The sequence below is a fragment of the Rothia koreensis genome (genome assembly GCF_052232265.1).
Taxonomy (GTDB): domain Bacteria; phylum Actinomycetota; class Actinomycetes; order Actinomycetales; family Micrococcaceae; genus Rothia; species Rothia koreensis.
Map to the genome: position 1 here is coordinate 1912070 of NZ_CP197643.1, position 26579 is coordinate 1938648.

Here is a 26579-nt window from a genome sequence, read left to right on the forward strand (position 1 = left end):
AGAATCCCGGCCGCGCAGGTTTGCGCCTGCTCGTGGACGCCCGCTACGTTCGCCCCGTCCACGACGGGATCAGCAGGTACACGGCGAGCCTTCTGCACAGCCTCGCTCGCTGCATCGAGTCGGGCGAGTATCCGGACCTCGCGGTCGCGATGCTCGTGAGTGACGACGCCCAACTCGGCCAGTTGCCGCCCCTTCCGAGCGTGCGCGGTTACTCGCCCACCGGCCCCCTGGAACCGCTCAGCGCGCTCGCCGTCAACCGGTTCCGGCCCGACGTCGTCTTCTCTCCGATGCAGTCGATGGGGTCGTGGGGCCGAAAGTACAAGCTGATCCTGACCCTGCACGACCTCATCTACTACGACCACCCGGAACCACCCGGTTTCCTTCCGGCGCCCGTGCGAATCGGCTGGCGCTTGTTCCACCGGTCCTACCTGCCCCAGCGGCTGCTCCTCAACCGGGCCGACGCCGTGGCGACCGTGAGCAGGACGACGGCATCACTCATCCGGGAGCACGACCTGACGACCCGCCCGGTCACAGTGATCCCCAACGCTCCGCCGAGAGGGATCGGCGTCACCCGGGAGCAGGCCCTCGACCGAGCGGCACACCGGCGCAAGAGCCTCGTCTACATGGGTTCCGCGATGCCGTACAAGGGAGTCGACCTGCTGATCCGCGGCATGGAGCGCCTCCCCGACTATGAGCTCCATCTGCTCTCGAGGTACGACCCGCGCCGGAAGGAAGAGCTCCGGGCGATCGTGCCCCAGGGGGCCTCGGTGATCTTCCACGACGGCGTCACGGACGAAGACTACCGGCGTCTCCTCGGGACCTGCACCGCCCTGGTGACGGCCAGTTCGGCGGAAGGCTACGGGCTGCCTCTCGCGGAGGCCGCGGCGGAAGGAACCGCCCGCATCGTCTCCGACATCCCGATTTTCCGCGAAATAGCCCCGAACGCGGCTCACATCGATTTCTCGCAACCCGGAGAATTCGCGGAGGCCGTTCGGAACCTCGAAGACCCGGACACCTACCGAGCGGCGGCTCTCGGCGCGCTCGACGACGCCGCACGATACAGCTGGGACGACTCGGCACGGGAACTCATCGGACTCGCCCAGTCGCTCTGAACGGCGTCAGAGCACATCCAATGCATCGCATCGGATCTGGACGGGCTCGTATTTTCTGGACGCGGAAAATGCCGCCCGGGTTCCACGAAGGAGCTCCGTGATCCGTGGGGCCAGTCCGTAGGACATGAAGATGATCGCGCGGTATTCGTCGTCCTCGTCGTCGCCGCTCGTCGGAACGGGATCGATCAGGCGCAGTGCGGGAGCCTCGCCCACATCCGACAGGTTCAGGGAACGGACGAATTCTTCGACGGCGACCCTCGGCCCCGTGATCGCCGCCGTCCTCACCGCGGGCGGAAGACCCAACTCCTGCCTCTCCGCCATTTCCCGGGCGGCAAAACCCGCGGGATCCCACCGGACGAGAGCCCCGAGTGCAGCCGAGTCCTCGGCCGTGCAGATCACCTGACCGCCCGAATCCCGGTCGGCCACGAGCGCGCTCGCGTTCATCCACCGCCGCAGAACCTGCTCGGAAACCCGCAGGGAATCGCGCGCGAGCATCCGGTCCCCGTCCAGCAAGAGCGCCGCCCGATAGCCGCCCTGGGCACGCGGTTCCGCACCGGACGTGGCCACGACCAGGGCGGGACGATCACTGACCGAGGCCTTGATGTTCTCGCCGCTCGAATTGACCACCGGAACCTGGGGGAAAGCACGTCCCAGTTCTTCGGCGGTGCGCAACGCCCCCACCGTGGTGAGCCGCCAGGAATCGTTGCCGCATTCCGAACAGGCCCATTGCGAAACCCCCCGATGGCACCAGCGGCACACCGCCTGGGACCGCGAATCCTTGTGAAGACTGAGGGGGCCCATGCAGTGGGGGCAGCGGGCCGAGGCGCGGCATCTCTGGCACGCGAGAGTCGGGGCGTATCCAGTGCGCGCGACTTGGACCAGTACCGGGCCCGATTGCAGCGCTTCCCGAGCCACCTGATACGCGAGATGCGGAATCCTGGCGATGGCGGCCATCGGGTCCCGTTCACGGGTGAAGCTGTCCGACGTGGCACGGATCAGCGGGGAATTCTTGCGGAGCGCCTCGCGGCTGGGGGCCACGGCTCGGGCCCACCGGGTGTGGACGAGCCGCTGCGCTTCCGGGGTCACGGCGTGACCCATGAATATCGCGGAACATTCCTGGAGCTGCGACCTGAGCAGCAGGACGTCGCGCGCATGGCAGTACGGTGCCTGCCGCTCGATGAGGTTCTCGTCTCCGTCGTCGAAGCAGGCGACGAGCCCAAGATTCGGGACCGGTGCGAAGGCCGCCGAGCGGGTTCCGATGACGACCCAGGCCTGCCCGGACAGTCCCTTCAAGAAGGATCCGTAGCGGGCGGCGAGGCCGGCGCTGTTGCTCAGACGCGCGATCCGGTCCGCGTCAAGATACCGGTTCATCGCCGCTTCGAGCAGGTCCAGGGCCGGATTGTCGGGGACGACGACGACCGCCCGCTTCCCGCCGGAAACCGTTGCGGCACACGCGCGGGCCATCAGGGTGGCCCAATCCTGCTCCGCCGACGGCGCGACGGAGACGACGCGTCTTACGATCGGCCCCGCTGGGTCGCTCTGGAGTCGGAGTGTCTCGGGCCCTCCCTCGTAGAGTTCCCAACCGTCCGACTGTTCTTCGCCCTCGGGAGACCATGAGGGATCCGGGATGGGGGTCGGCTCGGGGACGGATTGCTCCTGCGCCGGTGCCCCGTCCTCCTTCGGAGTCTCTGCGGCCCGGCCCAGGCCCAGGACGTCGCGCTCGTACTGTTTCTCGGCGCGTGCGGCGCGCGGCGGCACCGCCAACCTCAAGACGTCGGAATTGAGCCCGGCGTACCGCGCGGCGACCGCCTGGGCCAGGGACCAGATTTCCGGTGCCAGAGCGCGCACGGGTGAGACGACCCCGCGAAGAGGCTGCAGTTGGACGGGAGATTCGGTGCGGTCCACCCGTTCGACGAGCCAGGCAACGGTCTCTCGACCGTGAAAGGCAACGCGCACCCGCACCCCTGGGTGTGCGGATTCTCCCAGATGCGCGGGAACGGAGTAGTCGAAGAGACGATCCAGGTGAGGAACCCGGGTATCGATCGCGACCCGGGCCACGGGCTTGTCCTCCGCGACGGGCACCGCACCGAGCTGGTCGGCGTCCTTCTCACGCGGTTCCCATCCTTCCAGCCCCGGAAGGACGCCGTCGGGATGGTCGGTCATGACTACAGGGCGGCCCGCAGGGCCTCGGCCCGGTCGGTCCGCTCCCACGTGAATTCGGGCTCGTCACGACCGAAGTGGCCGTGGGCCGCGGTCTTGGCGTAGATCGGACGACGCAAATCCAGGTCGTTGATGATGGCCAGTGGCCGGAGGTCGAAGACCTCGTTGATGGCCTTCTCGATGCGAACCGGGTCCTCGTGGTGGGTACCGAAGGTTTCCACGTAGAGGCCGACGGGACGTGCGCGCCCGATCGCGTAGGCGACCTGGACTTCCGCGCGGTCCGCGAGACCGGCCGCGACCACGTTCTTGGCGATCCAGCGCATCGCGTAGGCGGCCGAACGGTCGACCTTGGACGGGTCCTTGCCGGAGAACGCCCCACCACCGTGTCGCGACATGCCGCCGTAGGTGTCCACAATGATCTTGCGTCCGGTCAATCCAGCGTCACCCACCGGTCCGCCCTGGACGAACTGGCCCGCGGGATTCACGATGAAGTCTGCGGACCGCGTGTCCAGGTCGAGATCCTCGAGCACCGGGTCGATCACGAACCGCTGGACCTCCTGCTGGAGGTCCTTGAGCGCGTATTTTTCGTCGTGCTGCGTCGAGAGAACCACGGTGTCCACCGAGACCGGCGTGTGGCCGTCGTATCCGAGTGTCACCTGGGTCTTGCCATCGGGTCGCAGACCCGGCAGGACACCGTCCTTGCGGATTTTGGTGAGTCGTTCCGACAGGCGATGCGCGATCCAGATGGGTGCCGGCATCAGGGCTTCGGTCTCATTCGTCGCGTAGCCGAACATGATGCCCTGGTCTCCCGCACCCTGGCGGTCCAGTTCGTCTTCGGCGACGCCGGTCCGTTGTTCCAGGGACGTGTACACGCCGGAGTTGATGTCGGGCGACTGCTCCCCGATCGATACAGACACTCCGCAGAAATCGCCGTCGAATCCTCGCGTCGAGTTGTCGTAACCGATGTCCAGGATGGTGTCACGCACGATCTTCGGGATTTCGACGTACGCCGTGGTGGTGACCTCGCCCGCGACCATGACCTGACCAGTGGTCACCATGGTTTCGACGGCGACGTTCGCCAACGGGTCACTGGCCAGCAATGCGTCCAGGATCGAGTCGGAAATCTGGTCGCAGATCTTGTCCGGATGGCCCTCGGTCACAGATTCTGAAGTGAACAGGCGAAGATGCTGATGGTCGTTGGAAGTCACTCGGCTACTCTACTCGTTCGATACTCTCGTTGGACGACTGCGGCGGAATGTTGAAGTGTGACGCGATACGTGTCATCAGGCGACGCGCGAGGTCCGCTTTGGTGCCTCTGACTTCGGATTCCTCACCGGGTTCGGCACCACGGGTCAGCAGTGTGGCCGCGGTCCGGTCCTTCCCGAACACGAGGTCCGTACCGACCTCGTTGACGACCAATACATCGCAACCCTTGGACTCGAGTTTCAGCCGCCCGAGTTCGGCCACGGACTGCTCCGGCGACCCGGTCTCGGCGGCGAACCCGACCAGGAACGCCTGGTGCTTCCCCTCGGATTTCTTCCTGACCAAGGTCTTGAGAATGTCCGGGTTGCGCACCAAATCGATCGTGGGTGCGTCCTGGGCCTCGGGATCCTTCTTGATCTTGGTTTCCGACAGATCACGGGGGCGGAAGTCTGCGACGGCGGCCGTCATGACCACGACATCAGCACGGTCCTCAATCGCGGCCCTTTCCGTGGCCTCAAGGAGCTCCAAGGCCGACGACACACGAGAAATCCGAAGCTTCTCCGTCTCGTCCGGGTCCGGAACCTCCGTGTGGGCGAGAATCAGGTGGACGTCCGCTCCGCGGTCCGCCGCGGCCAGTGCGATGGCGAGGCCCTGTTTCCCCGAGGAACGGTTTCCCAGGTAGCGCACCGGGTCCAGGGCTTCGCGCGTTCCGCCGGCCGTGACCACAATTTTCTTGCCCGTAAGGTCCGCCGGTTCCGTCTCGTTCTCACGGTGGTCCGCGTGGGCCGCCATGGCTCGACGATGGATTTCGGCGGGCTCGGGCAGACGCCCCGCCCCGCTGTCTCGGCCCGTGAGCCGGCCGACGGCTGGTTCGATCACGGTGTACCCGTAGTCGCGCAGCAGGCCGACATTCCTGACGGTCGCCGGGTTCTCCCACATCTGGGTATGCATCGCAGGAGCGAAGACCACGGGACAGCGCGCGGTCAGGATGGTCGCGGTCAGCAAATCATCCGCCCGGCCGGAGGCGACCCTGGCCATGAGGTCGGCGGTCGCTGGGGCGACGACGATCATGTCAGCCTCTTCGCCCTGGCGCACGTGATTGACCGACTCGACGTCCTCGAACACGGTGGTCCGCACGGGCGATCCGGACAGGGCCTCCCACGTGGGGGCGCCCACGAACTCGAGGGCGGACCGTGTGGGCATGGCCACGACGTCGTGACCGTCCTCGCTGAACAAACGCAGAAGCATCGCGGCCTTGTAGGCCGCGATGCCTCCACCAATTCCCAAAATTACTCGCACGGCCCCAGTCTAACGGTCAGGCGGGAACCACGCGGTCACCACGGGTGACGCTGTGGATTACTCGGCGTCGTCATCCGGCGTGGCGGACTCTTCCGATGCGTTCGAGCTGAACTCGACGAACGGGTCCGAGGCCTCGCCCTCGGTCGCGAAAATGTCCGAGCCGAAGAAATCGGCGACGGGCTCGTCGTCGTGGATCAACTGGCCGTTCTCGTTGTACCGGCCGCCTTCGACCTGGTGGGCCTCGAGGACATCCTCTTCGATCTCACGCATGGCGATCGACAGGGACTTCTCGTTCACCGCGGTGTCGACGAGCGGCCCGACGTGCTCAAAGAGCCCTTCCTGGAGCTGGGCATAGTACGCATTGATCTGACGGGCCCGGCGGGCGCCGAAGATGACCAGGCCGTACTTGGAATCGGTCTTCTCGAGGAGCGAATCCACCGAGGGATCGATGATGCCTTCGTGTTCGGAAAGTGCCAAGAAATTCTCCCGTGACGTTGATTGAATACCGCCGGCTCTGCAAGCCAGGCGTTCTTCCGGTGCTCACGCTCAATGGAGCCACCGGGCAAAACTAATACACCATGGTACAGCCGAGGACGGGCGAAAGCACGCTCCCGAGGAGGTCAATCGCCCTTTGTCCGACATCTCACCGTTCCTCGAGGGCCGCCCGATGCCTGCGACGCCGCCCCGCCCCCCCCTCTCACACCTCGGTGGGTTGCTGGACAATCCCCATGATGTCCACGAGTTCGCTCGCGGCCTGTTCGACGGTTTCGTTGATGACCGTCTGATCGAATTCCGGTTCTGCCCCCAGCTCTTCCTTCGCGGTGTCCAGGCGAACACGTTGCTCGGTGTCGGTTTCGGTGCCGCGAGTCTGCAGACGGCGCACCAGTTCTTCCCAGCTCGGCGGTGCCAGGAAAACCATCTGGGCCTCCGGCATGGCGTTCCGAACCTGACGTGCCCCCTGGATGTCGATCTCCAACAGGACGTGCCGGCCGGCAGCCAGGGCATCCTCGACCATCGTCTTCATGGTCCCGTACCGGTGATTGTTGTGAACCTTGGCCCACTCGAGCATCTGGCGGTTTTCCACCATGGAGTCGAACTCTTCGTCCGAGACGAAGTAGTAGTGGACGCCGTCCTGTTCACCCGGTCGAGGATCCCTGGTTGTTGCGGATACTGAGAGCCACACCTCGGGGTAGTGATCCCGGATGTATGCAGAGACCGTCCCCTTCCCCACGGCCGTCGGCCCGGCGAGTACGGTCAAATGCGGGGACTGGGTCTCTGTCACTGGATTACCCTTCGAGATGTTCGATGAGATTTCTGCGTTGGTGGGCTCCCAAGCCACGAAGACGCCTGCTGGGAGCGATCCTGAGTTCCCTCATGATCGCCGCTGCCCGGATCTCCCCGATGCTCGGGATGGACTTCAACATATCCTCGACACGGATGCGTTGCAAAGCCTCGTCCGCATCCGCTCGATCGAGAAACTCGCTCACGGTGATCTTTCGATTTTTAAGGGCCAATTTGGCATCGGCACGTGCCTGGCGAGACTGCTTGGCCTTTTCGCGGGCCGCGGCGCGTTCTTCGTCGGTCAGAGGGCGCAGAGCCATAGTTACTTCCTCTCCTAGTTCTACGAGGCAATAATCGAGGTCCCCCACTCAATCCTCGTGGATACAGCCCTTAAATTACCTCAGAGTAGCCTTCGAGACCAGTCAATCCATGGTCGAGGACAGAATGTTCCAGAATTCCGGACGTCACATTGTGGGAGATAGTCCGAGGCACCGTTGGGCCTTCCCGCGTGACGGGCCTGCCCCCGGTTGCACGGCGACCAAAGGCGATCATTTCTGCAAAAGATTTGGCAGACCCCGGGAACACATCAATGTGTATTGATAAGTTCCCGGGGTCTTGTACCGACCGGTAATCGGTGATTCTCAGCTCGAACTTCCGGCCTCCTGGCCCAGGGCCTGGATCAGCTCTTCGTTGCACCGTCGCGCGGCGGAGGACAAAGCGTCTGGATCCGGGCCGTGGCGCAGTACGCCACGTGAATTCGCGACCACGACCCTATCGCCCGCACCGTTGAATACCCGTGCGAGGTCGTCGGCCGTGGCCCCCTGTGCTCCGTACCCGGGAGCCAGGATCAGGCCGTTGAAGTTCGCGAGGGAAATTCCCAGGGCATCCAGGGCCGGCCCGACGGTTGCACCGACGACCAGGCCGCAGGGGCCCGCATGGGTCCACTCATGTCGCCCGTTCTCCGCGGCCGCCTGGTCGACGACCGACTTCGCCACGGAGTCCTGTCCGCCCCGGTGCTGCACGCCGGCACCTTCCGGATTGGAGGTCAGCGCGAGGACGAAGGTCCCCCGACCGTGCTCCGCGGCGGCGTCCAGCGCGGGCGACAATGAACCGAACCCGAGATACGGGCTCAGGGTGACCGCGTCCCCCGCCAGGCCGGATCGCTCGGACAACCAGGCGTCAGCGTATGCGGCCATCGTCGACCCGATGTCCCCACGCTTGGCGTCGCACACGACTTGTGTCCCCGAGTCCTTGCCCCGGGCAATCACTTGCTCCAGGACACCGAGTCCAGCAGCGCCGTGCCGTTCGAACAAGGCGACCTGAGGTTTGACCGAGGCGACCTCTCCCCCGATCGCGTCCATGACCGTCAGGGCGAAGGTTTCGAGCCCTCCGACGTCGTCCGCCAGCCCCCAGGCGTCCAGGAGCCCCGGGTGCGGATCGATCCCGACGCACAGGGGACCCTTCTCCCGCATGGCCAGGTACAGGCGGTCTCCGGCAGGAGATGCCGTGCCCATCACTGCTGGGCCTCACGTTCGGCCGCGGCAGCCGCGGACAACGTCGCCTCGTGATCCTGCAGGCTCATCACGTCCCAGGAGTGACGGCGCTGTGCATCGATGGACTGGATCGTGGCGCCGAACTCGGAGATCGTGGTCATGAGCGGGCACCCGATGCTGGTCGCGGCCGCGCGGATCTCGTACCCGTCTCCGCGTGCCTCGCCGGCGCCGGACGGGGTGTTGAAGATCAGCGCGATCTCACCGTCGGTGATCATGTCGACGATGCTCCGCTCGCCCTCCTTCGCGTCACGAAGTTTGGGGACCACGGTGCACTGGATGCCGTTCCGCCTCATGACCTGCGCGGTTCCGCCGGTCGTGATGATTTCGAAGCCGAGCTCCTGAAGCATCTTGACGTACACGATGGCCGCGCGCTTGTCCCTGTCCGCGACGGTCACGAACACGCGACCTTCCGTGGGGAGCACGTTGCCGACCGATGCCTGTGCCTTCGCGAAGGCGGTGTCGAAGAACGCGTGCAGGCCCATGACCTCGCCGGTCGACCGCATCTCCGGGCCCAGGAGCGAGTCCACGGCCGCCCCCGAATGGGTCCGGAATCGGTTGAAGGGCAGAACGGCTTCCTTGACCGCAATAGCGGTCTCCTCGGGCAGCCTCGCGCCGTCCATGTGAGTCGGCAGGTGGCCGGAGGCCTTGAGGGACTCGATGGTCTCCCCCGTACCGATCAGGGCCGCCGCCTTGGCCAGCTGGACGCCGGTCGCCTTGGAGACGAACGGGACCGTCCGGGAGGCACGAGGGTTCGCTTCGATCACGTACAGAACGTTCGAGGCGACCGCGAACTGGATGTTGATGAGCCCCCGCACTCCGACGCCCTGCGCAATGCCCAGGGTCGCTTCACGGACACGTTCGAGCACGGAGGGACTGAGCGTCACGGGCGGCAAGGTGCAGGCCGAGTCGCCGGAGTGGATGCCGGCCTCCTCGATGTGCTCCATGATGCCGCCCATGTACAGCTCGTTCCCGTCGAACAGGGCGTCGACGTCGATCTCGATGGCGTCCTCGAGGAACTTGTCGATCAGCGCGGGCTGAGAGGGAGACACCTCGGTGGCGTTGGACAGATAACGGGCCAGGTTCTCTTCGTCGTAGACGATTTCCATGCCCCGACCGCCGAGGACGTACGACGGCCGGACCAGAACCGGGTAACCGATCTCGTCCGCGATCACCTTGGCGTCGGTGAAGGTCGAGGCCGTTCCGTTCTTCGGGGTCATGAGTCCCGCGTCCGCGAGGACCTGGGAGAACTCGCCGCGGTCCTCCGCCAGGTCGATGGCCTCCGGCGAAGTACCCAGAATCGGGACGCCGGCCTCCTTGAGCTCGCGCGCAAGTTTGAGCGGCGTCTGCCCGCCCAGTTGCACAAAAACGCCCAGCAATCCGCCGGTGCGGCGCTCCGAGTCGATGACCTCGAGGACGTCCTCCAGGGTCAGGGGCTCGAAGTACAGGCGAGTCGAGACGTCGTAGTCGGTCGAGACGGTCTCGGGGTTGCAGTTGACCATGACCGTCTCGTAACCGGCGTCGCGCAGAACCATCGAGGCGTGCACGCACGAGTAGTCGAACTCGATGCCCTGGCCGATCCTGTTCGGGCCGGACCCGAGAATCATGATCGACTTGCCCTCGTGCGGGGCCACCTCGTCCTCCTGGTCGTAGGAGGAGTAATGGTACGGGGTGAAGGCCTCGAACTCCGCGGCGCAGGTGTCCACCGTCTTGAACACGGGACGGACCCCGAGGGCGTGGCGGACGCCGCGGACCACGTCTTCGCGACTGTGGGTCAGCTCGGCAATCTGCTCATCCGAGAAACCGTGGCGCTTCGCGAGCTCCAGGGTCTCCTTGGTCAGGTTCGTGTCATTGCGGACCTCGTCCGCGACCTCGTTGATCAACTGGAGCTGATCCAGGAACCACGGGTCGATACCGGTGGCATCGTACATCTCGTCGATCGTGGCGCCGGCGGCCAGCGCGCGGCGCACCTGGTGCAGGCGCTCCGTGGTCGGCGTCTTGGTCGCCTCGACCAGCTCTCGCAGGGCCGAAGGCTCGAGGCGGTCGTGCGCGAAGGAGAACGTGCTGTTCTTCTGTTCCAGGGACCGCAAGGCCTTCTGGAGCGCTTCGGTGAAGTTCCTGCCGAGCGCCATGGCTTCGCCCACCGATTTCATGGTGGTGGTCAGCGTCGGGTCGGCCGCCGGGAACTTCTCGAACGCGAACCGCGGAACCTTGACGACCACGTAGTCGAGCGTCGGCTCGAAGGACGCCGGGGTCTTCCGCGTGATGTCGTTCGGGATCTCGTCCAGGGTGTAGCCGAGCGAGAGTTTGGTGGCGATCTTGGCGATCGGGAAGCCCGTCGCCTTGGAGGCCAGCGCCGAGGACCGGGACACGCGAGGATTCATCTCGATCACGACCACGCGTCCGGTCTTCGGGTCCACGGCGAACTGGATGTTGCAGCCGCCCGTGTCCACGCCGACCTCGCGGATCACGGCGATCGCGACGTCGCGCATCTTCTGGTACTCACGATCCGTCAGCGTGAGCGCGGGCGCAACCGTGATCGAATCGCCCGTGTGGACGCCCACCGGGTCGAAGTTCTCGATCGAACAGACGACCACCACGTTGTCGTTCTTGTCCCGCATCATCTCGAGCTCGTATTCCTTCCACCCGAGGATCGACTCCTCGAGCAGGACCTCGGAGGTCGGGCTGTACTGGATCCCGGCGCCGGCGATGCGGTGCAGGTCTTCCTCGTTGTAGGCCATTCCGGAGCCCAGGCCACCCATCGTGAACGAGGGCCGGACGACCATGGGGTAGCCCAGCTTCTCCGCGGCGGCCAAGGCCTCATCCATCGAGTGGACGATTTCCGACCGTGCCGACTCGGCACCGCAGCGTTCGACGACGCCCTTGAACGCCTCGCGGTCCTCACCGAGATTGATGGCCGCGATGTTGGCGCCGATGAGCTCGACGTTGTGCTTGGCGAGGGTTCCGCGGTCGTCCAGGGCGATCGCGGCGTTCAGCGCCGTCTGACCGCCCAGGGTCGGCAGGACGGCGTCGGGCCGCTCACGATCGATGATGCGTTCGATGGTGTCCGGCGTGATCGGCTCGATGTAGGTCGCATCCGCGAACTCGGGGTCGGTCATGATGGTTGCCGGATTCGAGTTCACCAGAATGACCCGGATGCCCTCTTCCTTGAGCACCCGCAGCGCCTGCGTCCCGGAGTAGTCGAATTCCGCGGCCTGGCCGATGACGATCGGGCCCGAACCGATGACCAGGACGCTCTTGAGATCTTGACGACGAGGCATAGAGTTACTTTCCTGCTTTCTGGCGTGCGGCCGAATCGGTTGAGGTCATGAGTTCGATGAAACGGTCGAACAGGTAGGCGGCGTCGTGCGGTCCGGCCGCGGCCTCCGGGTGGTACTGGACGGAGAACGCGGGGATGTCGAGGCAGCGAAGGCCTTCGACGACGTCGTCGTTCAACCCGACGTGCGAAACCTCGACCCGGCCGAATTCCGACTCGGGTGCGGTCACCGGTCCGTCCAACGGCGCGTCCACCGCGAATCCGTGATTCTGCGCGGTGATCTCGACCCGCCCCGTCGACCGGTCGAGCACCGGTTGGTTGATACCCCGGTGCCCGAAGGGCAGTTTGTAGGTGCCGAAGCCCAGGGCCCGGCCCAGCAGCTGGTTGCCGAAGCAGATCCCGAAGAACGGGATTCCCGCGCGCAGGATGCCGCGCAGAACCTCGACCTGATCCGTGGCCGTCTCCGGGTCCCCCGGCCCGTTCGAGAAGAACGCCCCGTCCGGACCGAGCTGCTTGATCTGCTCGAGCGTGGTGTTCGCGGGGACCACGTGCACGCGGATGCCTCGCTCGGCGAAACGTCGGGGCGTCATCGACTTGATGCCGAGGTCGACGGCGACCAACGTCCCGAGGACCTCGCCGTCCCACCCGTGGTCCGCCGGCTCAATGGTCAGGGTGTTCTCCGCCGTGACCTGGTCCGCCAGGCGCTGTCCCTGCATCGGGGAGGACTGACGGACCCGTTCCAGCAGGTCGGACTCCGGGGCCTCGGCCGCCTCACCTGTGAAGATGCCCGACCGCATCGCTCCGGCGCTGCGCAGGTGACGAGTCAGCGCCCGGGTGTCGATGCCCTGGATCCCGACAATGTTCTGCTCGGCAAGTTCTTCGTCCAAGGACTTCTCGGAACGCCAGTTCGAGGGCAGGCGGGCGGCATCGCGCACCACGTAACCGCTGACCCAGATGCGGCGCGACTCGGCGTCGTCGGCGTTGACGCCCGTATTGCCGATGTGCGGTGCGGTCTGGACGACGATCTGGCCCGCGTAGGAGGGGTCCGTGAGGGTTTCCTGGTATCCGGTCATGCCGGTAGAGAAAACGGCCTCACCCAGCGATTCGCCGACGGCCCCGTAGGACCGGCCGCGGAACACCGTGCCGTCCTCCAGGACCAGCAGCGCCCGTTCGGATGTTCTGTATGCGTTGGTCATGAATTCACTTCCTCTGTTCTTCGGCGGACGCGTCCGACGAATCGTGCTGGCCCGCTGGGGCCTGAGTGTCTGTGGAGGCGGGGAGCTCGTCTCCGGCCTAAGGCGCGATCTCGCGCAGCTTCTCGATCAGGGCGGGGGTGTCCGAACCGGTTCGCGTTCGGAGCCCGGTGTCGACCAGTCGACCGCCCAGTCGCCAGGAGACGACCGCAAGTCCGCCCTTCTCCACGAACTTCCCGGCCATCCCGGATTCGCGTCGGATCACCTCGATGCCTTCGCCGGGAATCCAGAGGTCCTGAGCTCCGTCCCTGGTCACGATCAAGCCGGTCGGATAAACCATGGCCTGTCCGTTGGCCTTCATGCCCAGGCCATGGACCGCGATCCGGTCGAGCCAGTCCCCCGCCGTGGTGGTGCACACGTACTGGACGTCGCACGCGAAATCGGCAGTCTCTCCGTCCAGCTCGCGCGGAACCTCGGGGATGTCCGGTATGTCCGATTGGCGTCGGGCGCGTGACCTCCACCCCACGACGATCAGCACGAGAACGAGACCCGCGAGGACCAGCGACGAGATGAGGGTCAGCAGATGATTGGTGGACATGAGTTCCTAGTCTGCCTGGGCTTCGAGCGCCCGAGGCGTGTTGATGTGACCGTCGAGCACGGTCGGATGGCCCTTGAAGAACGTGGCCTGGACCGCGCCCGGGATCTCCAGCGAACGGTACGGCGAATTGCGTCCCTTCGACTGGTGCTTCTCGGGTTCGACCACGCGATGGGCCGCCGGGTCCACCAGGACGATGTTTGCGGGTTCCCCCTCGGCCAGAGGTCGGCCCTGGTCATCGATGCGCGCGATCCGTGCGGGTTCCGTGGACATGATGCGGGCGACGTCGCCCCAACCGATCCGGCCCGTCTCGACGAGGGTCTGCTGGACGATGGACAGCGCGGTCTCCAGGCCGGTCATGCCCATCGCGGCGCACGCCCACTCGCATTCTTTGGCTTCCACCGGGTGCGGGGCGTGGTCGGTTCCGACGACGTCGATGGTTCCGTCGGCCACGGCGTCGCGCAGGGCCTCGACGTCCTCCCGGGTCCGCAACGGCGGATTGACCTTGTAGACGGGGTCGTAACTGCGGACGGACTCGTCGGTCAGGAGCAAGTGGTGGGGCGTGACCTCCGCGGTGACATCCACGCCTCGTTGCTTGGCCCAACGGATGATCTCCACGGAGCCCTGGGTCGAGACGTGACAGATGTGCACCCGCGAACCCACGTGCTGGGCCAGCAGCACGTCCCTGGCGATGATGGCCTCTTCGGCCACGGCCGGCCACCCTGCCAGTCCCAAATTCGCCGAGACGCTGCCCTCGTTCATCTGGGCGCCGTCGGTCAGCAGCGGTTCCTGGGCGTGCTGGGCGACGACGCCGTCGAAGGTCTTGACGTACTCGAGCGCGCGACGCATGAGCACGGCGTTGTGGACGCACTTGCCGTCGTCGGAGAACATGCGGACTGCGGCGCGGGAGTCGGCCATGGCCCCGATCTCGGAGAGCCTCTCTCCCTCGAGCCCCACGGTCACGGCCCCGATCGGATGGACGTCTGCCCATCCCGCCTGGCGTCCGAGCTCCCAGACCTGTTCGACGAGTCCGGCCGTGTCCGCGACCGGGTTGGAGTTGGCCATGGCGCACACGGCGGTGTACCCGCCGGCAGCAGCCGCACGGGTTCCGGTCTCCACGGTCTCGGCGTCCTCACGTCCGGGTTCCCTCAGATGCGTGTGGACGTCCACCAGGCCGGGCAGGGCAACGAGCCCCTGGGCCTCGACGACGTCCGCGCCGTCCGCCTCGATCCCCTGCCCGACGCGGGCAATGGTTCCGTCCGCCACAAGGATGTCTGCGGTGTCCTCTCCGAGCAGGCTTGCGCCGCGGATGAGATATTTCTGATTGCTCATGATGTCCTTTGGAGTGCCGGGATCCGGTCCTGCTCCTGCGGACCGGTCATCAGGTGGTAGAGAACGGACATGCGGACCGAGACCCCGTTGGTGACCTGGTCCAGGACCAGGGATCGCGGGGAATCCGCGGCGGCGGAGCTGATCTCGAGCCCACGGTTCATCGGGCCCGGGTGCAGGATGGCGGTTTCGGCGCCTCGTGAATCGAGGAGGGCGAGTCGCTCAGGGGTCAGGCCCCAGAGCCGCGCGTACTCCTCCGACGACGGGAAGAACGCCGCGTGCATCCTCTCCCGCTGGATGCGAAGCATCATGATCGCATCCAGCTCCTGGGCCATGGCCTCGTCCAGGCTGTATCGGACCTCCACGGGCCAGTCCTCGATGCCCACGGGCAGCAGAGTCGGGGGCGACACGAGGGTCACGTGGGCTCCGAGCAGGGACTGCAACCACACGTTGGACCTGGCCACCCGGGAATGCAGAACGTCTCCGACCAGGGCGACCCGCATGCCCCGAAGATCGGAGCCTTGGGTCGGCCGCCCGTCGAGGCGGGACCTGTGCTGGCGCAAGGTCATCGCGTCCAGCAGCGCCTGTGTGGGGTGTGCGTGCGTGCCGTCACCCGCGTTGATGACCGGGGACGAGATCCAGCCGCTCGATGCGAGCCGCGCCGGCGCGCCCGAGGCCGGGTGCCGGATCACGATCGCATCGGCGTTGATCGCCTCGAGGGTCTGCGCGGTGTCCTTGAGGGACTCGCCCTTCGATACCGAGGAGCCCTTCGCGGCGAAGTTGATGACGTCGGCGGACAACCGCTTCTCGGCGGTCTCGAACGAGATCCGGGTCCGTGTCGAGTCCTCGAAGAACAGATTGACCACGGTCCGACCGCGCAGGGCGGGAAGCTTCTTGACCTCCCGAGTTCCGACCTCGGCCATCGAATCCGCGGTGTCCAGGACCTGGACGGCTTCCTCGAGGCTCAAGTCCCTGGTGTCCAGGAGATGCTTCATGATTCGACCGTCCCTTCGGCGTCGTTGCCGGTGGTCTCTTGCTTTCCGGCGTCGACGGCGTCTGCCCCCGATGCGGCGGGGACCAGAAGAACGCAGTCGCCGAGATCGCGGTCGGCGTCGCCCGCGGCGAGGGCAACGGGCTCATCGGTTTCGCGGAGGAATACCTGAACGGATTCGTTCTGGGAGGTGGGGAGGTTCTTTCCGACGTGGTCGGCGCGAATCGGAAGCTGACGGTGTCCACGATCGGCCAGGACGGCCAAACGGACCACCTCGGGTCTTCCGAAGTCGCCGAGGGCATCGAGGGCGGCCCGAATGGTCCGGCCCGAGTAGAGGACGTCGTCGACGAGCACGACGTTCTTCCCGTCGATTCCGCCCGCGGGAATTCGCGTCGGTTGCGGCGTGCGGGACGTGTTGCGTCGAAGGTCGTCCCGATACATGGTGATGTCGAGCTGCCCGAGACACGATTCGGGGTCGAAATGCGCTTCGGTCGAGGCGATCTTCTGGGCAATGCGCTGGGCCAGAGGATAGCCCCTCCGCGGAATGCCCAACAGGACCAAGTCCTGGGTGCCCTTGTTGGCTTCGACGATCTCATGGGCAATACGGGTCAGAACCCGGTTGACATCCGCAGAATCCAGAATGACGCGCGCGTTCTCGGAAACCCTGTGATGAGGGCTGCCGTGACGGCGTGAGATTTCGGTCATCGCGTTTGCCTCCTTCCCCGCCTCACGGGACGGAATTTAAAGGTCAGCAAGATGTTCTCATCTGCGCCCAAAATTACCACAGGGCAGGTGCGGCCTTCGGCTTCGGGTCGAATTGTGTAGCGGCCGTGACGGCGCAGTCTCCCTCCCCCTCGAAGTGGCGCATTTTCCCCCGCGAAGTGGCGATTTTGTGCACTTTTTGGGCCATTTTCCGCTCAAAATTGCCACTTCGGCGGAGAGAACGCCGCCCGGGCGTACGAAGACGCCGCCGGATGTTCGTCCAGCGGCGTCGTCACGCTCTGATGTGTCCCGACCCGGAGGCCGTGTCGAGGGCACAACCCCCATCGGTTCGGGCCGAAGACTCAGTCCGTCAGCAAGGTCGGCTTGACCTTCTGCAGCCGGCCGAGGACCCCGTTGATGAATCGCGGTGAGTCGTCGGTCGAGTGGGTCCGTGCCATCCCCGTGGCTTCGGAGACGGCGACGGCGTCGGGGATGTCGTCGTTGTACAGCAACTCCCAGGCACCCAGCCGAAGGATCGCACGGTCGACGGCCGGCATGCGGTCCATCGTCCACCCCTTCGAATACGTTTCCACGTACTCGCGGATCTCCTCATCGCGCTCGACGACGCCCCGAACGATGCGCTCGGAGTAGTCCGTAATCAGCGCGGAGGTATGGAGACGGCGCCGGTGCAGGACCTCAAGCGTGTCCTGACCGCGCGACTCCGCCTCGAACAATACTTCCAGGGCGCGAACACGCGCCTTCGTTCTCGAGTTCACTCGTTGACGCGCCCCAGGTAGTCGCCGGAGCGGGTGTCGACCTTGACCTTGGTGCCCTGGTCCACGAACAGGGGAACCTGGATGGTCGCGCCGGTTTCCAGGGTCGCAGGCTTGCTGCCACCGGTCGACCGGTCGCCCTGGAGGCCCGGCTCAGTGTAGGTGATCTCGAGGACCACCGACGGCGGCAACTCGATGTACAGGGGCTCGCCCTCGTGGAGCGCCACGGTCACGGTCTGGTTCTCCAGCATGAAGTTCGCCGAATCCCCGACCACGCTTCCCGGGACGGTGATCTGGTCGTAGGTCTTGTTGTCCATGAAGACGTAGTCGGCACCGTCCTGGTAGAGGTACTGGTACTCCGAACGGTCCACCGTGGTGACATCGACCTTCGAACCGGCGTTGAACGTCTTGTCGACCACCTTGCCGCTGTTCACGTTGCGCAACTTGGTGCGCACGAAGGCACCGCCCTTGCCCGGCTTGACGTGCTGGAACTCGATGACGCCCCAGAGGTTTCCGTCCAGCTTGAGGATGGTCCCGTTCTTGATGTCGTTGGTCGTTGCCACGAACACTCCTTCTGGCATGTTTTCCGACGGCGCGCGTGCACCCTGAAAAATGAATCGCTAATTATTGTAACGCCCTGTCGAGAGGCGGTTCAGGAAGCAATCTCCTGATACGTCGCGAAGAGGATGGACTCGTCAGGGACCTCCATGATCCGCGGCGCCCCGATTCGGTCCAGCACCACGAACCTCAGGAGGTTTCCCCGTGCCTTCTTGTCCCGGTGCATTCCGTCCAACAGCTTCTTCCACTGGTCTCCGCGGTAGGTCGTGGGCAGCCCGACCTTCTCCAGGATCGAGCGCGTGCGGTCGACGACGTCGTAGGGAAGGTTCCCCGCCGCGCTGGAGAGCTCTGCGGCGAACATCATACCCACGGAAACCGCCGCCCCGTGGCGCCACTGGTACCGCTCGTTCAGCTCGATGGCGTGCCCCAACGTGTGACCGTAGTTGAGGAACTCGCGTCGACCCGACTCCTTGAGGTCCTCGGAGACGACCTCCGCCTTGACCCTGATCGACCGCTCGATCAGTTCCCGGATCAGTGCCGATTGGGAATCCTGGACCTTGTCCGGTCGGGCCTCGATCAGATCGAGGATCTCTGGGTCGGCGATGAACCCGCACTTGATGACTTCCGCGAGACCGGTGACGAGCTCGTTGACCGGCAGGGTCCGCAGGGTCCGAATGTCGCACAGGACGGCCGCGGGCGGGTGGAAGGACCCGACCAGGTTCTTGCCCTCCGCGGTGTTGATCCCGGTCTTGCCCCCGACGGCGGCGTCGACCATCCCCAGCAGCGTGGTCGGGATGTGCACCACGCGGACGCCACGCAGCCAGGTCGCGGCGACGAATCCGGCGACGTCCGTGACGGCCCCACCGCCCACAGAGATGATGGCGTCCGACCGGGTGAAGTCGTTCTGGCCGAGAACCTGCCAGCAGAAGGCGGCGACCTGAACATGTTTTCCCTCCTCCGCGTCGGGGATTTCGGCGCTGAAGGACTCGAGGCCCGCGGCCTTCAGGTCGTTCATCACCAATTCGCCGGTGGAACGCAGGGCGCGCGGGTGGATCACGAGCACCCGTTGGACTCTGGGTCCCAGGATCTCGGGCAGGCTGCCGAGCAGGTCGTGGCCCACGTGGACCTCGTAGTTCTCCGACGGCTGCTTGCCCGTCACGGCGATGCGCGTTGCCTCTGTTGGCTCGTCGGCCATGTGTTCCTCCTGGTACGACGCTCGGCGAACGATGGGCCGCGCGTGGGGTTTCCCGCCGGCCCGCATCGTTCAGGCGGAGCGTGTCGAGCGAATGATGTCGTGCAGTTCCTCGGCCATCGTGGAGATTTCTCGATCGCCGCGGGCGTCGAGAATCACGGTGGCCAGCTCTTCGTAGGTCTCGCGGCGTTCCCGGAAGATTTCGTTCCACCGTGCGATGGGGTCTGGTTGGAGCATGGGACGCGTGGTGTTTCCCTCGATCCGGGGTCTGACCGTGTCCACGTCCACCTGGACGTACACCACCGTATGCTTCCTGAGCAGTTCCTGCACACGCGGGGTCATCGGAGCGCCGCCCCCGACGGAGACCACGGCGTTCTGGTGTTCCGGCGAACGGAGAATGGCCTCGATCGTGTCCGCCTCGATATCCCGGAAGTACTTCTCACCGTACCGGGTGAACAATTCCGCGATCACCCCGTGGCGTTCCACGATCTGCTGGTCCGTGTCCACGAAGCCGTATCCGTGGAACTTGGACAGGTGCAGTGCCAGGAACGACTTCCCCGCCGCCATGGGACCGATCAGGACCACGGGGCCGGCAGGTTCGGAGGAGGGCTGCGGCTCCTGCCCCGCCTGGCTCATGCGTCCCAGCCTTCGGTATTCGGCGCGAAATCCAGCTCCTCGGGGATCGAGTCCAGGTAGCCCTCGACGTTGCGCCGGGTTTCCTCGATCGAGTCTCCCCCGAATTTCTCGGTGTAGGCGTCCGCGAGGACCAGGGCGACCATCGCTTCCGCAACCACGCCGGCGGCCGGCACCGCGCACACGTCGGAACGCTGTTGGTGCGCGGTGGTTGCCTCGCCGGAGGCCGTGTCCACGGTCTTCAGCGCGCGCGGGACGGTGGCGATCGGTTTCATTCCGGCGCGGACTCGCAGGGCGTCACCGATGCTCATGCCGCCCTCGATGCCGCCCGCGCGGTTCGTCGTGCGCCGGACCCGTCCCTGCTCGTCCTGGGTGATCTCGTCGTGCGCCTCCGTGCCGGGACGGGCTGCCGTCAGGAATCCGTCACCGACCTCGACGCCCTTGATCGCCTGGATGCCCATCAGGGCGCCGGCGAGTCTGGAATCCAGGCGACGGTCCCAGTGCACGTAGGATCCGAGCCCCGGGACCAGGCCGTACGCGAGGACCTCGACGACGCCGCCGAGCGTCTCGCCGTTCTTGTGGGCGGCGTCGACCTCCTCGACCATCGAGTCCGAGGTCGGCTTGTCGAAGCAGCGCAGCGGGTCGGCATCGAGGGATTCGACGTCCCGAGGCAACGGACGTTCGGCGTCTTCGGGGGCCGAGACCGATCCGATGGCGGTGGTATGGCTGACCATCCCGACCCCGAGAGCGGCCAGAATCTGCGCAGCAACCACGCCGAGGGCAACGCGTGTGGCGGTCTCCCTGGCGCTGGCCCTTTCCAGAACGGGCCGGGCTTCGGAGAAACCGTACTTCTGCATCCCGGTGAAGTCTGCGTGGCCGGGGCGGGGGCGAGTCAATGGTGCGTTTCGGGCCCGGCCCTCGATCAGTGAGGGGTCCACGGGGTCGGACGACATCACGTCGGTCCACTTGGGCCATTCGGTGTTGGCGATCTCGATCGCGACGGGCCCGCCCTGCGTGAGTCCGTGACGGACTCCGCCGAGGATCCGGACCTTGTCCTCCTCGAATTTCATCCGGGCACCGCGACCGTATCCGAGACGACGGCGGGCCAGTGCGCGGCGGATGTGTTCCGAGGTGAGCTCGACGCCGGCGGGAACCCCCTCGATGATTCCGACCAGGGCCTCTCCATGGGACTCTCCGGCGGTCAGCCAACGCAATGTCACGGTTCTACCTCATCTTTCGGTGATCATGTGTGGCGCGCGGCCCCGCAGTTCCGGGCGCAACGACGTGATGGTGTCCTTCATCGTCTCGGTTGGAGCAAGGCGTCGTCGTACACCGTCCGCGGAACGAAGGTGCGCGCCGGGAGGCCGAGGGCAGATGCCATGGCCGAGATGACGTCCTGCTGATGCGGCAGGTCCTCGACGAGGCTCTGTCCGACAAATAGTTTGATCTGGTCCACGGCCTGGTACAAGAGCATTTCACGACCCGAGACCGCGGTGCCCCCGCGGGCTTCCACGGCCGTGGACAGCTCCGACGGCCACGGATCGTAGGAGACGTCCAGCACGGCCGTTCCACCGAGGTCACCCGTGATGTTCGGGGCGTACTCGTCGAAGGCCCGGGCCGGAAGAGTCGAGACGACGTGGTCGAAATCCTTCAACCGTTCGGGGGCCCGGTCAAGGGGTTCGAAATCCAGATCCATGCCGATCCGGTCAGCGACGTCGGCCACGCGGTGTGCCCGCGACTCGTCACGGACGAATACCGTGCACCTGGCTGCGCCCAGGACGTGCAGGGCCGCGGCCGCGGCCGTTGCCGTGCCACCACCACCCACGATGGCGGCCCGGGGGTCGGGACCTGCGGACAGGCCGGTCAACGACAACGCGTTGACGATGCCGGCCACGTCCGTGTTGTGTCCGAGCACTCGCCCCTCTCCCCCGGCCTGGTCTTCCTGGGCCGGATCGCCCACGCGGGCGAGGGTGTTGATGACCCCTACCTTCTGCGCGAAACCCGTGAGCCGATCCGCGAACCGGATGGCCTCCGACTTCAGGGGCATCGTCACGGAGAAACCTCTCCATGACGGGTCCCGAAGTGCCGGAAGGACCGTGTCCGCCAACGCGGATTCCTCGACGTCCTCGGACCCGTACCGGATGCCGACGTCCAGGACCTGGTAGGCGGCGCGGTGCATGACCGGTGACAGGCTGTGCCCCACGGGGTGACCGAGAACGCCCGCCCAGGGACCCTGCGTTCCCTCCGTCAGACGCATTTGCCCTCATGTTCGGAGCACCACTGGTCGTACTCGTCCACGTTCTTCTGGTGTTCGTCGTAGGTCTTCGCGAACTTGGTTTCGCCCGTGTCCAGGTTCACCGTCACCCAGTAGTAGTAGTCGTTCTTCTCCGGGTGGGCAGCGGCCTTGATCGCGTTGGACGCCGGCGAGCCGATGGGCCCCTGGGGCAGACCCTTGTTCGCAAAGGTGTTGTACCCGTTGGAGGCGTCCTGCTTCTGTTCGTCGCTGATCTGGTAGGTCTTCTTGCCCAGTCCGTAGGCGACCGTGGCGTCGGACTGCAGGAAGCCCTGGGTCTCTCCGTCCGGGTTGTCGATGCGGTTCTCAATGGCACCGGCAACGCCCTTGTAATCCTTCGGCGTGCCCTCGAATTCGAGGATCGAGGCGACCGTGACCACGTGGAAGATGCGGTCGTCGCCCTTCACGCCGGCATTCTTCAGGTCCTTCTTGGTCTTGTCGACCATTTCCTGCACCACGTCCTTCGCGGAGGCGTCGGCGTCAAAGCGGTATTCGCCCGGGTGCAGGAAGCCTTCTAGGGACGTGAACTTGTCCGGGACGCCGAATTGCCCGGGGTCGTTGTCCAGGGCCTTGAATTCGTCCACGCTGATGCCCGTGCCCTTGGCCAGGGCGTCGAAGGTTTCGTCCTTGCGCTGGTTCTGGCTGATGGCGACGTAATGTTTCGCGCTGCCGGAGCCGATGAGGGAATTCATCGCGGATTCGGAACTCATGTGTTCCTGCAGTTCGAATGTTCCCGGCTGGATGAATTTGTTGGAGGCCTTGTCCTCCATGACATCCACGAATTTCTCGGAATTCGCGATGACGCCCTTCTGCTCGAGGCGCTGGCCCACGGATGCGTTCGAATCGCCTTGGCTGACCCTGATGCTGACGTTCTTGCCGTTGCCGTCCCCGTGATAGTCCTTGACCTCGAACAGACCCATGCGCGGTCCCAGGATCGACGCGGAGACCACGAAAGCGATGACGAAGACGATGGTCGCCGAAACCAGGACCTGACGACGCCGCGCGTAACGACGCCGTGCCTGCTCCGGGGTCAGGTGCTCCTGCTCGATGCGCAGGCCACGAACGCCCGCTCTTCGTTCGGCTTCAGTCGGGGAGAAAAGTCCGTGAAAGGACTCGTTGTCATCGCCCGAAGACTCCCCACGGCGTTGGCGTGATGAATCTTCGCTCACGGAAGTTCTCCATTCTTTTCGACGTCATCGGTCACCGAATCATTGTCAGCGGCGTGCGGTTCCGAGTTAATACAATAACCGGCCACCGCCCGATCGGCTTTGAGCGCGTCGAGCGCCTGCTGAAGAATATTAGCCGCTGCCACCTGATCGACCACGGACTTGAAGTCTCGTGAAGACACGCCCGCGTCGTGGAGGGACCTGTGAGCAGAGACTGTGGTGAGCCTCTCGTCCACGAGCCACACGGGAATGTCTGTAACGCCTTCGTCACGAAGTTCCGCGACCAGGGCGTTGGCGTACTCCTCCGCCATCTGCGTGGAAGCACTCGATCCGCCGCTCATGGTGCGGGGATGGCCCACGAAGATTTCCGTGACCTCGTGGACCGTAACCAGTTTGCGCAGGACTCGGCGATCCGAATTCGTGTTGGCGTTGCGCTTCAGGGTCTGGAGCGGCGTCGCGAGGATTCCGTCGGGGTCGCTCAGAGCCAGGCCGACGCGGGCATTGCCCACGTCGACCCCCATGCGTTTGCCTCGTTCGAACACGGTCTCTTTACTTGCCCGCCTGGGCTACCTGGCTCTTGACCTGGGTGAAGGCCTCGTCGATCTTCGAGGGGTCCTGTCCACCGCCCTGAGCGAGGTCGTCCTTGCCGCCGCCGCCACCGCCGAGGGCACCGGCCGCGGTCTTGACCAGGGCCCCGGCCTTGACGCCGAGGTCGCGCGCAGCCTGATTGGTGGCCACGACGACCACGGGCCGCCCGTTGTTGGTCCCGGCGACCATGACCGTGGCAGCTTCCTCGCCGAGGCGGTGCCGCAGGTCGGTGGCCAGGTTGCGGACGTCGTCGGCGGCGAGGTCTCCCGCGTTGTGGGCCAGCAGCCGCACTCCCCCGATGAGTTCGGCGGATTCGACGAGTCGCCCCGCTTCCGCCTGGAGCTTCTCCTTGCGCAGCTTCTCGAGCTCCTTCTCCGCCGACTTGAGCCGGTTGAGCGTCGAATTGATCTTCTCCGGCAGGTCGGCCGAGTTCTGGACCTTCATCAGGTCGCTCAGCTGGCTGACCAGGGTCCGTTCTGCCGCCAGGTGGTTGAAGGAATCCAGGCCGACCAGCGCCTCGACGCGGCGGTTGCCGGACCCGACGGACTGCTCGGAGATGAGCGAGAGCGAGCCGATTTCGGACGAGCTGCTCACGTGCGTTCCGCCGCAGAGTTCGCGGGAGAAGTCGCCGTTCATTTCGACGACGCGCACGACATCGCCGTACTTCTCGCCGAACAGCCCGATGGCTCCCATCGCCTTGGCCTCGTCGTAGGGCATTTCGCGGGTGATGACCTCGTAGTTGTCACGGATCGCGGTGTTGGACAGCCCCTCGACTTCCTCGCGGACGGTCTGCGAGAGCGAGTCGGTCCAGGCGAAGTCGAAGCGCAGGTAGCCCTCCTTGTTGAAGGAGCCGCGCTGCATGGCTTCGGGGCCGAGCACGCTGCGCAGGGCCGCGTGCACGATGTGCGTGCCCGAGTGGGCCTTCTCGGCGTCCTTGCGGCGCTGCACATCAACCTGGGCCTGGGCCTCGACGCCGGCGACGACCTCGCCCTCGGTCACCTCGCCCTTGTGGACGCTGAGCCCACGGACGGGCTGCTGGACGTCATGAACACGGATCGCATAGCCGTTTCCGGTGATCATGCCCGAGTCGGCGGCCTGACCACCGGCTTCGGCGTAGAACGGGGTCTCGTCCAGGACGATCTCGACCTGGGCGCCCTGGGACGCGGCCGGGACGGTCACCCCGTTCTGCAGGATCGCGCGGACGCGGGTGTGACCGCTGAGCTCGGTGTACCCGGTGAACACGGAACCGCGCTCGTCGACCAGCTCGCGGAACGCACCGAGGTCCTCGTGCGAGCCCTTCTTTGCCTTGGCATCGGCCTGGGCGCGCTGCCTCTGCTCCTGCATCAGGGAACGGAAGGCCTTTTCGTCCACGCCGACACCGGCCTCGGAGGCCATCTCCAGGGTCAGGTCGATCGGGAAGCCGTAGGTGTCGTGCAGGGCGAAGGCTTCTTCGCCCGTGACGGATCCGCCGCCGGTCTTGGCGTGCTTGACGGCCTCATTGAGGCGCGTGGTCCCGGACTCGATGGTGTGCAGGAAGGCCCGCTCTTCCGCGTAGGCGATGCGGGAGATGCGGTCGAAGTCGTCGGCGACCTCGGGGTAGGCGCCCTTCATGGCGTCCCGGGAGGTCGGGAACAGCACGGGCAGGCACGGTTCGGTGACTCCGAGCAAACGCATGGCGCGGATCGCGCGGCGCAGCAGGCGACGCAGGATGTAGCCGCGGCCTTCGTTCGACGGCGTCACCCCGTCGGAGATGAGCATCAGGGACGAACGGATGTGGTCGGCGACCACGCGGAGCCGGACGTCGTCCTCGTAGCCTTCGTCCTCGGCGGACTCCGAGCCGAAGTACTTCTTGCCGGACAGCTCCGAGGCGGCGTCGAGCACGGGGCGGACCTGGTCGGTCTCGTAGAAGTTCTCGACTCCCTGGAGGAGCATGGCCAGGCGCTCGAAGCCCAGGCCGGTATCGATGTTCTTCTTGGGGAGCTCGCCGAGGATTTCGAAGTCGTCCTTGCCGATGCCCTCACCACGCTGGAACTGCATGAACACGAGGTTCCAGATCTCGATGTAGCGATCGTCGTCGGCCGCGGGTCCGCCCTCCTTGCCGTAGGCGGGGCCGCGGTCGTAGAAGATCTCCGAGTCGGGGCCGGCAGGTCCGGGCTGGCCCGTGGACCAGTAGTTCTCCTGCATGTTCATGCGCTGGATGCGTTCTTCGGGGAATCCGACGTCGCGCGTCCAGATGTCGAAGGCTTCTTGGTCGCCTTCGTACACGGTGACCCAGAGGCGCTCGGGGTCCAGGCCGAAGCCGCCCTCGGACTGCGGCGAGGTCAGCAGCGTGTAGGCGAAGGGAATCGCCTGTTCCTTGAAGTAGTCGCCGAAGGAGAAGTTTCCGGCCATCTGGAAGAAGGTGCCGTGGCGGGCGGTCTTGCCGACTTCGTCGATGTCCAGGGTGCGGATGCACTTCTGGACGGAGGTCGCGCGCTTGTAAGGGGCCTTCTCCCGGCCGAGGAAATACGGGATGAACGGGACCATTCCGGCGATCGTGAACATCGCACCGGCTTCGTTCGAGACCAAGGAGGCGGAAGGGACCACGGTGTGTCCGCGTTCTTCGAAGAATTCGATCCAGCGCTGCTTGATTTCCTGAGAGAGCATATCGGCTATTAGTCCTTCGTCCTGAGTGTCTTGAGTGA

The 26579-nt window shown here is 65.6% G+C and carries 23 protein-coding genes; 1 reads left to right on the top strand and 22 read right to left on the bottom strand.

The window, feature by feature from the left end:
* The first annotated feature begins 20 nt into the window (after positions 1 to 20).
* The gene (locus ACTSLZ_RS08505) at positions 21 to 1112 is read left to right on the top strand and encodes a glycosyltransferase family 4 protein (RefSeq protein WP_443096121.1); all 1092 of its coding nucleotides are present in this window, start codon (positions 21 to 23) and stop codon (positions 1110 to 1112) included.
* A 6-nt stretch (positions 1113 to 1118) separates the two neighbouring features.
* Here ACTSLZ_RS08505 and ACTSLZ_RS08510 read toward each other — a convergent pair whose 3' ends face one another.
* From ACTSLZ_RS08510 to alaS, 22 genes are all read right to left on the bottom strand, one after another.
* Complete coding sequence (locus ACTSLZ_RS08510; RefSeq protein WP_443094716.1) at positions 1119 to 3275, bottom strand: primosomal protein N'; 2157 nt, start codon at positions 3273 to 3275, stop codon at positions 1119 to 1121.
* A gap of 2 nt (positions 3276 to 3277) precedes the next feature.
* Positions 3278 to 4480 carry a methionine adenosyltransferase gene (gene metK / locus ACTSLZ_RS08515; protein ID WP_178979855.1) on the bottom strand — a complete coding sequence of 401 codons (1203 nt, stop codon included), beginning with the start codon at positions 4478 to 4480 and terminating at the stop codon, positions 3278 to 3280.
* A 4-nt stretch (positions 4481 to 4484) separates the two neighbouring features.
* The gene (coaBC, locus tag ACTSLZ_RS08520) at positions 4485 to 5774 is read right to left on the bottom strand and encodes a bifunctional phosphopantothenoylcysteine decarboxylase/phosphopantothenate--cysteine ligase CoaBC (protein WP_129314423.1); all 1290 of its coding nucleotides are present in this window, start codon (positions 5772 to 5774) and stop codon (positions 4485 to 4487) included.
* A 57-nt stretch (positions 5775 to 5831) separates the two neighbouring features.
* Positions 5832 to 6251 carry a DNA-directed RNA polymerase subunit omega gene (gene rpoZ, locus ACTSLZ_RS08525; RefSeq protein WP_443094717.1) on the bottom strand — a complete coding sequence of 140 codons (420 nt, stop codon included), beginning with the start codon at positions 6249 to 6251 and terminating at the stop codon, positions 5832 to 5834.
* A 220-nt stretch (positions 6252 to 6471) separates the two neighbouring features.
* Positions 6472 to 7056 carry a guanylate kinase gene (gene gmk / locus ACTSLZ_RS08530; protein ID WP_238692281.1) on the bottom strand — a complete coding sequence of 195 codons (585 nt, stop codon included), beginning with the start codon at positions 7054 to 7056 and terminating at the stop codon, positions 6472 to 6474.
* A 4-nt stretch (positions 7057 to 7060) separates the two neighbouring features.
* Positions 7061 to 7375, bottom strand: coding sequence for an integration host factor, actinobacterial type (mihF, locus tag ACTSLZ_RS08535; protein WP_129314426.1), 315 nt, complete (start codon positions 7373 to 7375; stop codon positions 7061 to 7063).
* A 321-nt stretch (positions 7376 to 7696) separates the two neighbouring features.
* On the bottom strand, positions 7697 to 8569 hold the full coding sequence (gene pyrF, locus ACTSLZ_RS08540; protein ID WP_443094718.1) for an orotidine-5'-phosphate decarboxylase: 873 nt from the start codon (positions 8567 to 8569) through the stop codon (positions 7697 to 7699).
* Entirely contained in the window at positions 8569 to 11886 is a 3318-nt protein-coding gene (gene carB, locus ACTSLZ_RS08545) for a carbamoyl-phosphate synthase large subunit (RefSeq protein WP_443094719.1), read from the bottom strand. Before carB ends, pyrF begins: the two co-directional genes overlap by 1 nt.
* A 4-nt stretch (positions 11887 to 11890) precedes the next feature.
* Positions 11891 to 13078, bottom strand: coding sequence for a glutamine-hydrolyzing carbamoyl-phosphate synthase small subunit (carA, locus tag ACTSLZ_RS08550; RefSeq protein ID WP_129314429.1), 1188 nt, complete (start codon positions 13076 to 13078; stop codon positions 11891 to 11893).
* Positions 13079 to 13175: 97 nt separating this feature from the next.
* Positions 13176 to 13673 carry a PH-like domain-containing protein gene (locus ACTSLZ_RS08555; RefSeq protein ID WP_443094720.1) on the bottom strand — a complete coding sequence of 166 codons (498 nt, stop codon included), beginning with the start codon at positions 13671 to 13673 and terminating at the stop codon, positions 13176 to 13178.
* 6 nt (positions 13674 to 13679) lie between these two features.
* Positions 13680 to 15002 carry a dihydroorotase gene (locus tag ACTSLZ_RS08560; protein ID WP_443094721.1) on the bottom strand — a complete coding sequence of 441 codons (1323 nt, stop codon included), beginning with the start codon at positions 15000 to 15002 and terminating at the stop codon, positions 13680 to 13682.
* Complete coding sequence (locus ACTSLZ_RS08565) at positions 14999 to 15994, bottom strand: aspartate carbamoyltransferase catalytic subunit (RefSeq protein WP_443094722.1); 996 nt, start codon at positions 15992 to 15994, stop codon at positions 14999 to 15001. Before ACTSLZ_RS08565 ends, ACTSLZ_RS08560 begins: the two co-directional genes overlap by 4 nt.
* A complete protein-coding gene (gene pyrR, locus ACTSLZ_RS08570) occupies positions 15991 to 16695 on the bottom strand; it encodes a bifunctional pyr operon transcriptional regulator/uracil phosphoribosyltransferase PyrR (protein ID WP_443094723.1) in 705 nt (234 codons plus the stop codon). Before pyrR ends, ACTSLZ_RS08565 begins: the two co-directional genes overlap by 4 nt.
* Positions 16696 to 17054: 359 nt before the next feature.
* Positions 17055 to 17468 carry a transcription antitermination factor NusB gene (gene nusB, locus ACTSLZ_RS08575; RefSeq protein WP_129314433.1) on the bottom strand — a complete coding sequence of 138 codons (414 nt, stop codon included), beginning with the start codon at positions 17466 to 17468 and terminating at the stop codon, positions 17055 to 17057.
* Entirely contained in the window at positions 17465 to 18028 is a 564-nt protein-coding gene (efp, locus tag ACTSLZ_RS08580; protein ID WP_129314434.1) for an elongation factor P, read from the bottom strand. Before efp ends, nusB begins: the two co-directional genes overlap by 4 nt.
* 89 nt (positions 18029 to 18117) lie before the next feature.
* The gene (aroB, locus tag ACTSLZ_RS08585; protein WP_443094724.1) at positions 18118 to 19218 is read right to left on the bottom strand and encodes a 3-dehydroquinate synthase; all 1101 of its coding nucleotides are present in this window, start codon (positions 19216 to 19218) and stop codon (positions 18118 to 18120) included.
* 69 nt (positions 19219 to 19287) lie between these two features.
* Positions 19288 to 19851 (bottom strand): shikimate kinase, encoded by a 564-nt coding sequence (locus ACTSLZ_RS08590; RefSeq protein ID WP_178979864.1) that lies wholly within the window; start codon positions 19849 to 19851, stop codon positions 19288 to 19290.
* Positions 19848 to 21068 (bottom strand): chorismate synthase, encoded by a 1221-nt coding sequence (aroC, locus tag ACTSLZ_RS08595; RefSeq protein WP_443094725.1) that lies wholly within the window; start codon positions 21066 to 21068, stop codon positions 19848 to 19850. Before aroC ends, ACTSLZ_RS08590 begins: the two co-directional genes overlap by 4 nt.
* Before the next feature lie 77 nt (positions 21069 to 21145).
* Complete coding sequence (locus tag ACTSLZ_RS08600) at positions 21146 to 22105, bottom strand: shikimate dehydrogenase family protein (RefSeq protein ID WP_443094726.1); 960 nt, start codon at positions 22103 to 22105, stop codon at positions 21146 to 21148.
* Entirely contained in the window at positions 22096 to 23310 is a 1215-nt protein-coding gene (gene mltG / locus ACTSLZ_RS08605) for an endolytic transglycosylase MltG (RefSeq protein WP_443094727.1), read from the bottom strand. The genes ACTSLZ_RS08600 and mltG overlap by 10 nt, the downstream gene beginning before the upstream one ends.
* Positions 23307 to 23828: a Holliday junction resolvase RuvX gene (gene ruvX / locus ACTSLZ_RS08610; RefSeq protein ID WP_178979866.1), complete on the bottom strand. Its 522-nt coding sequence runs from the start codon at positions 23826 to 23828 to the stop codon at positions 23307 to 23309. Before ruvX ends, mltG begins: the two co-directional genes overlap by 4 nt.
* 28 nt (positions 23829 to 23856) lie before the next feature.
* On the bottom strand, positions 23857 to 26541 hold the full coding sequence (gene alaS, locus ACTSLZ_RS08615; RefSeq protein WP_443094728.1) for an alanine--tRNA ligase: 2685 nt from the start codon (positions 26539 to 26541) through the stop codon (positions 23857 to 23859).
* Positions 26542 to 26579 lie beyond the last annotated feature (38 nt).

Excerpts from the sequence above, each read along its gene's own strand:
- mihF (WP_129314426.1), bottom strand. The coding sequence starts at position 7,375 with ATGGCTCTGCGCCCTCTGACCGACGAAGAACGCGCCGCGGCCCGCGAA.
- ACTSLZ_RS08565 (WP_443094722.1), bottom strand. The coding sequence starts at position 15,994 with ATGAAGCATCTCCTGGACACCAGGGACTTGAGCCTCGAGGAAGCCGTC.
- ACTSLZ_RS08555 (WP_443094720.1), bottom strand. The coding sequence starts at position 13,673 with ATGTCCACCAATCATCTGCTGACCCTCATCTCGTCGCTGGTCCTCGCG.
- ACTSLZ_RS08510 (WP_443094716.1), bottom strand. The coding sequence starts at position 3,275 with ATGACCGACCATCCCGACGGCGTCCTTCCGGGGCTGGAAGGATGGGAA.
- ACTSLZ_RS08590 (WP_178979864.1), bottom strand. The coding sequence starts at position 19,851 with ATGAGCCAGGCGGGGCAGGAGCCGCAGCCCTCCTCCGAACCTGCCGGC.
- ACTSLZ_RS08600 (WP_443094726.1), bottom strand. The coding sequence starts at position 22,105 with ATGCGTCTGACGGAGGGAACGCAGGGTCCCTGGGCGGGCGTTCTCGGT.
- ruvX (WP_178979866.1), bottom strand. The coding sequence starts at position 23,828 with ATGGGGGTCGACGTGGGCAATGCCCGCGTCGGCCTGGCTCTGAGCGAC.
- pyrF (WP_443094718.1), bottom strand. The coding sequence starts at position 8,569 with ATGGGCACGGCATCTCCTGCCGGAGACCGCCTGTACCTGGCCATGCGG.
- ACTSLZ_RS08560 (WP_443094721.1), bottom strand. The coding sequence starts at position 15,002 with ATGAGCAATCAGAAATATCTCATCCGCGGCGCAAGCCTGCTCGGAGAG.
- carB (WP_443094719.1), bottom strand. The coding sequence starts at position 11,886 with ATGCCTCGTCGTCAAGATCTCAAGAGCGTCCTGGTCATCGGTTCGGGC.
- pyrR (WP_443094723.1), bottom strand. The coding sequence starts at position 16,695 with ATGACCGAAATCTCACGCCGTCACGGCAGCCCTCATCACAGGGTTTCC.
- aroB (WP_443094724.1), bottom strand. The coding sequence starts at position 19,218 with ATGGCCGACGAGCCAACAGAGGCAACGCGCATCGCCGTGACGGGCAAG.
- carA (WP_129314429.1), bottom strand. The coding sequence starts at position 13,078 with ATGACCAACGCATACAGAACATCCGAACGGGCGCTGCTGGTCCTGGAG.
- alaS (WP_443094728.1), bottom strand. The coding sequence starts at position 26,541 with ATGCTCTCTCAGGAAATCAAGCAGCGCTGGATCGAATTCTTCGAAGAA.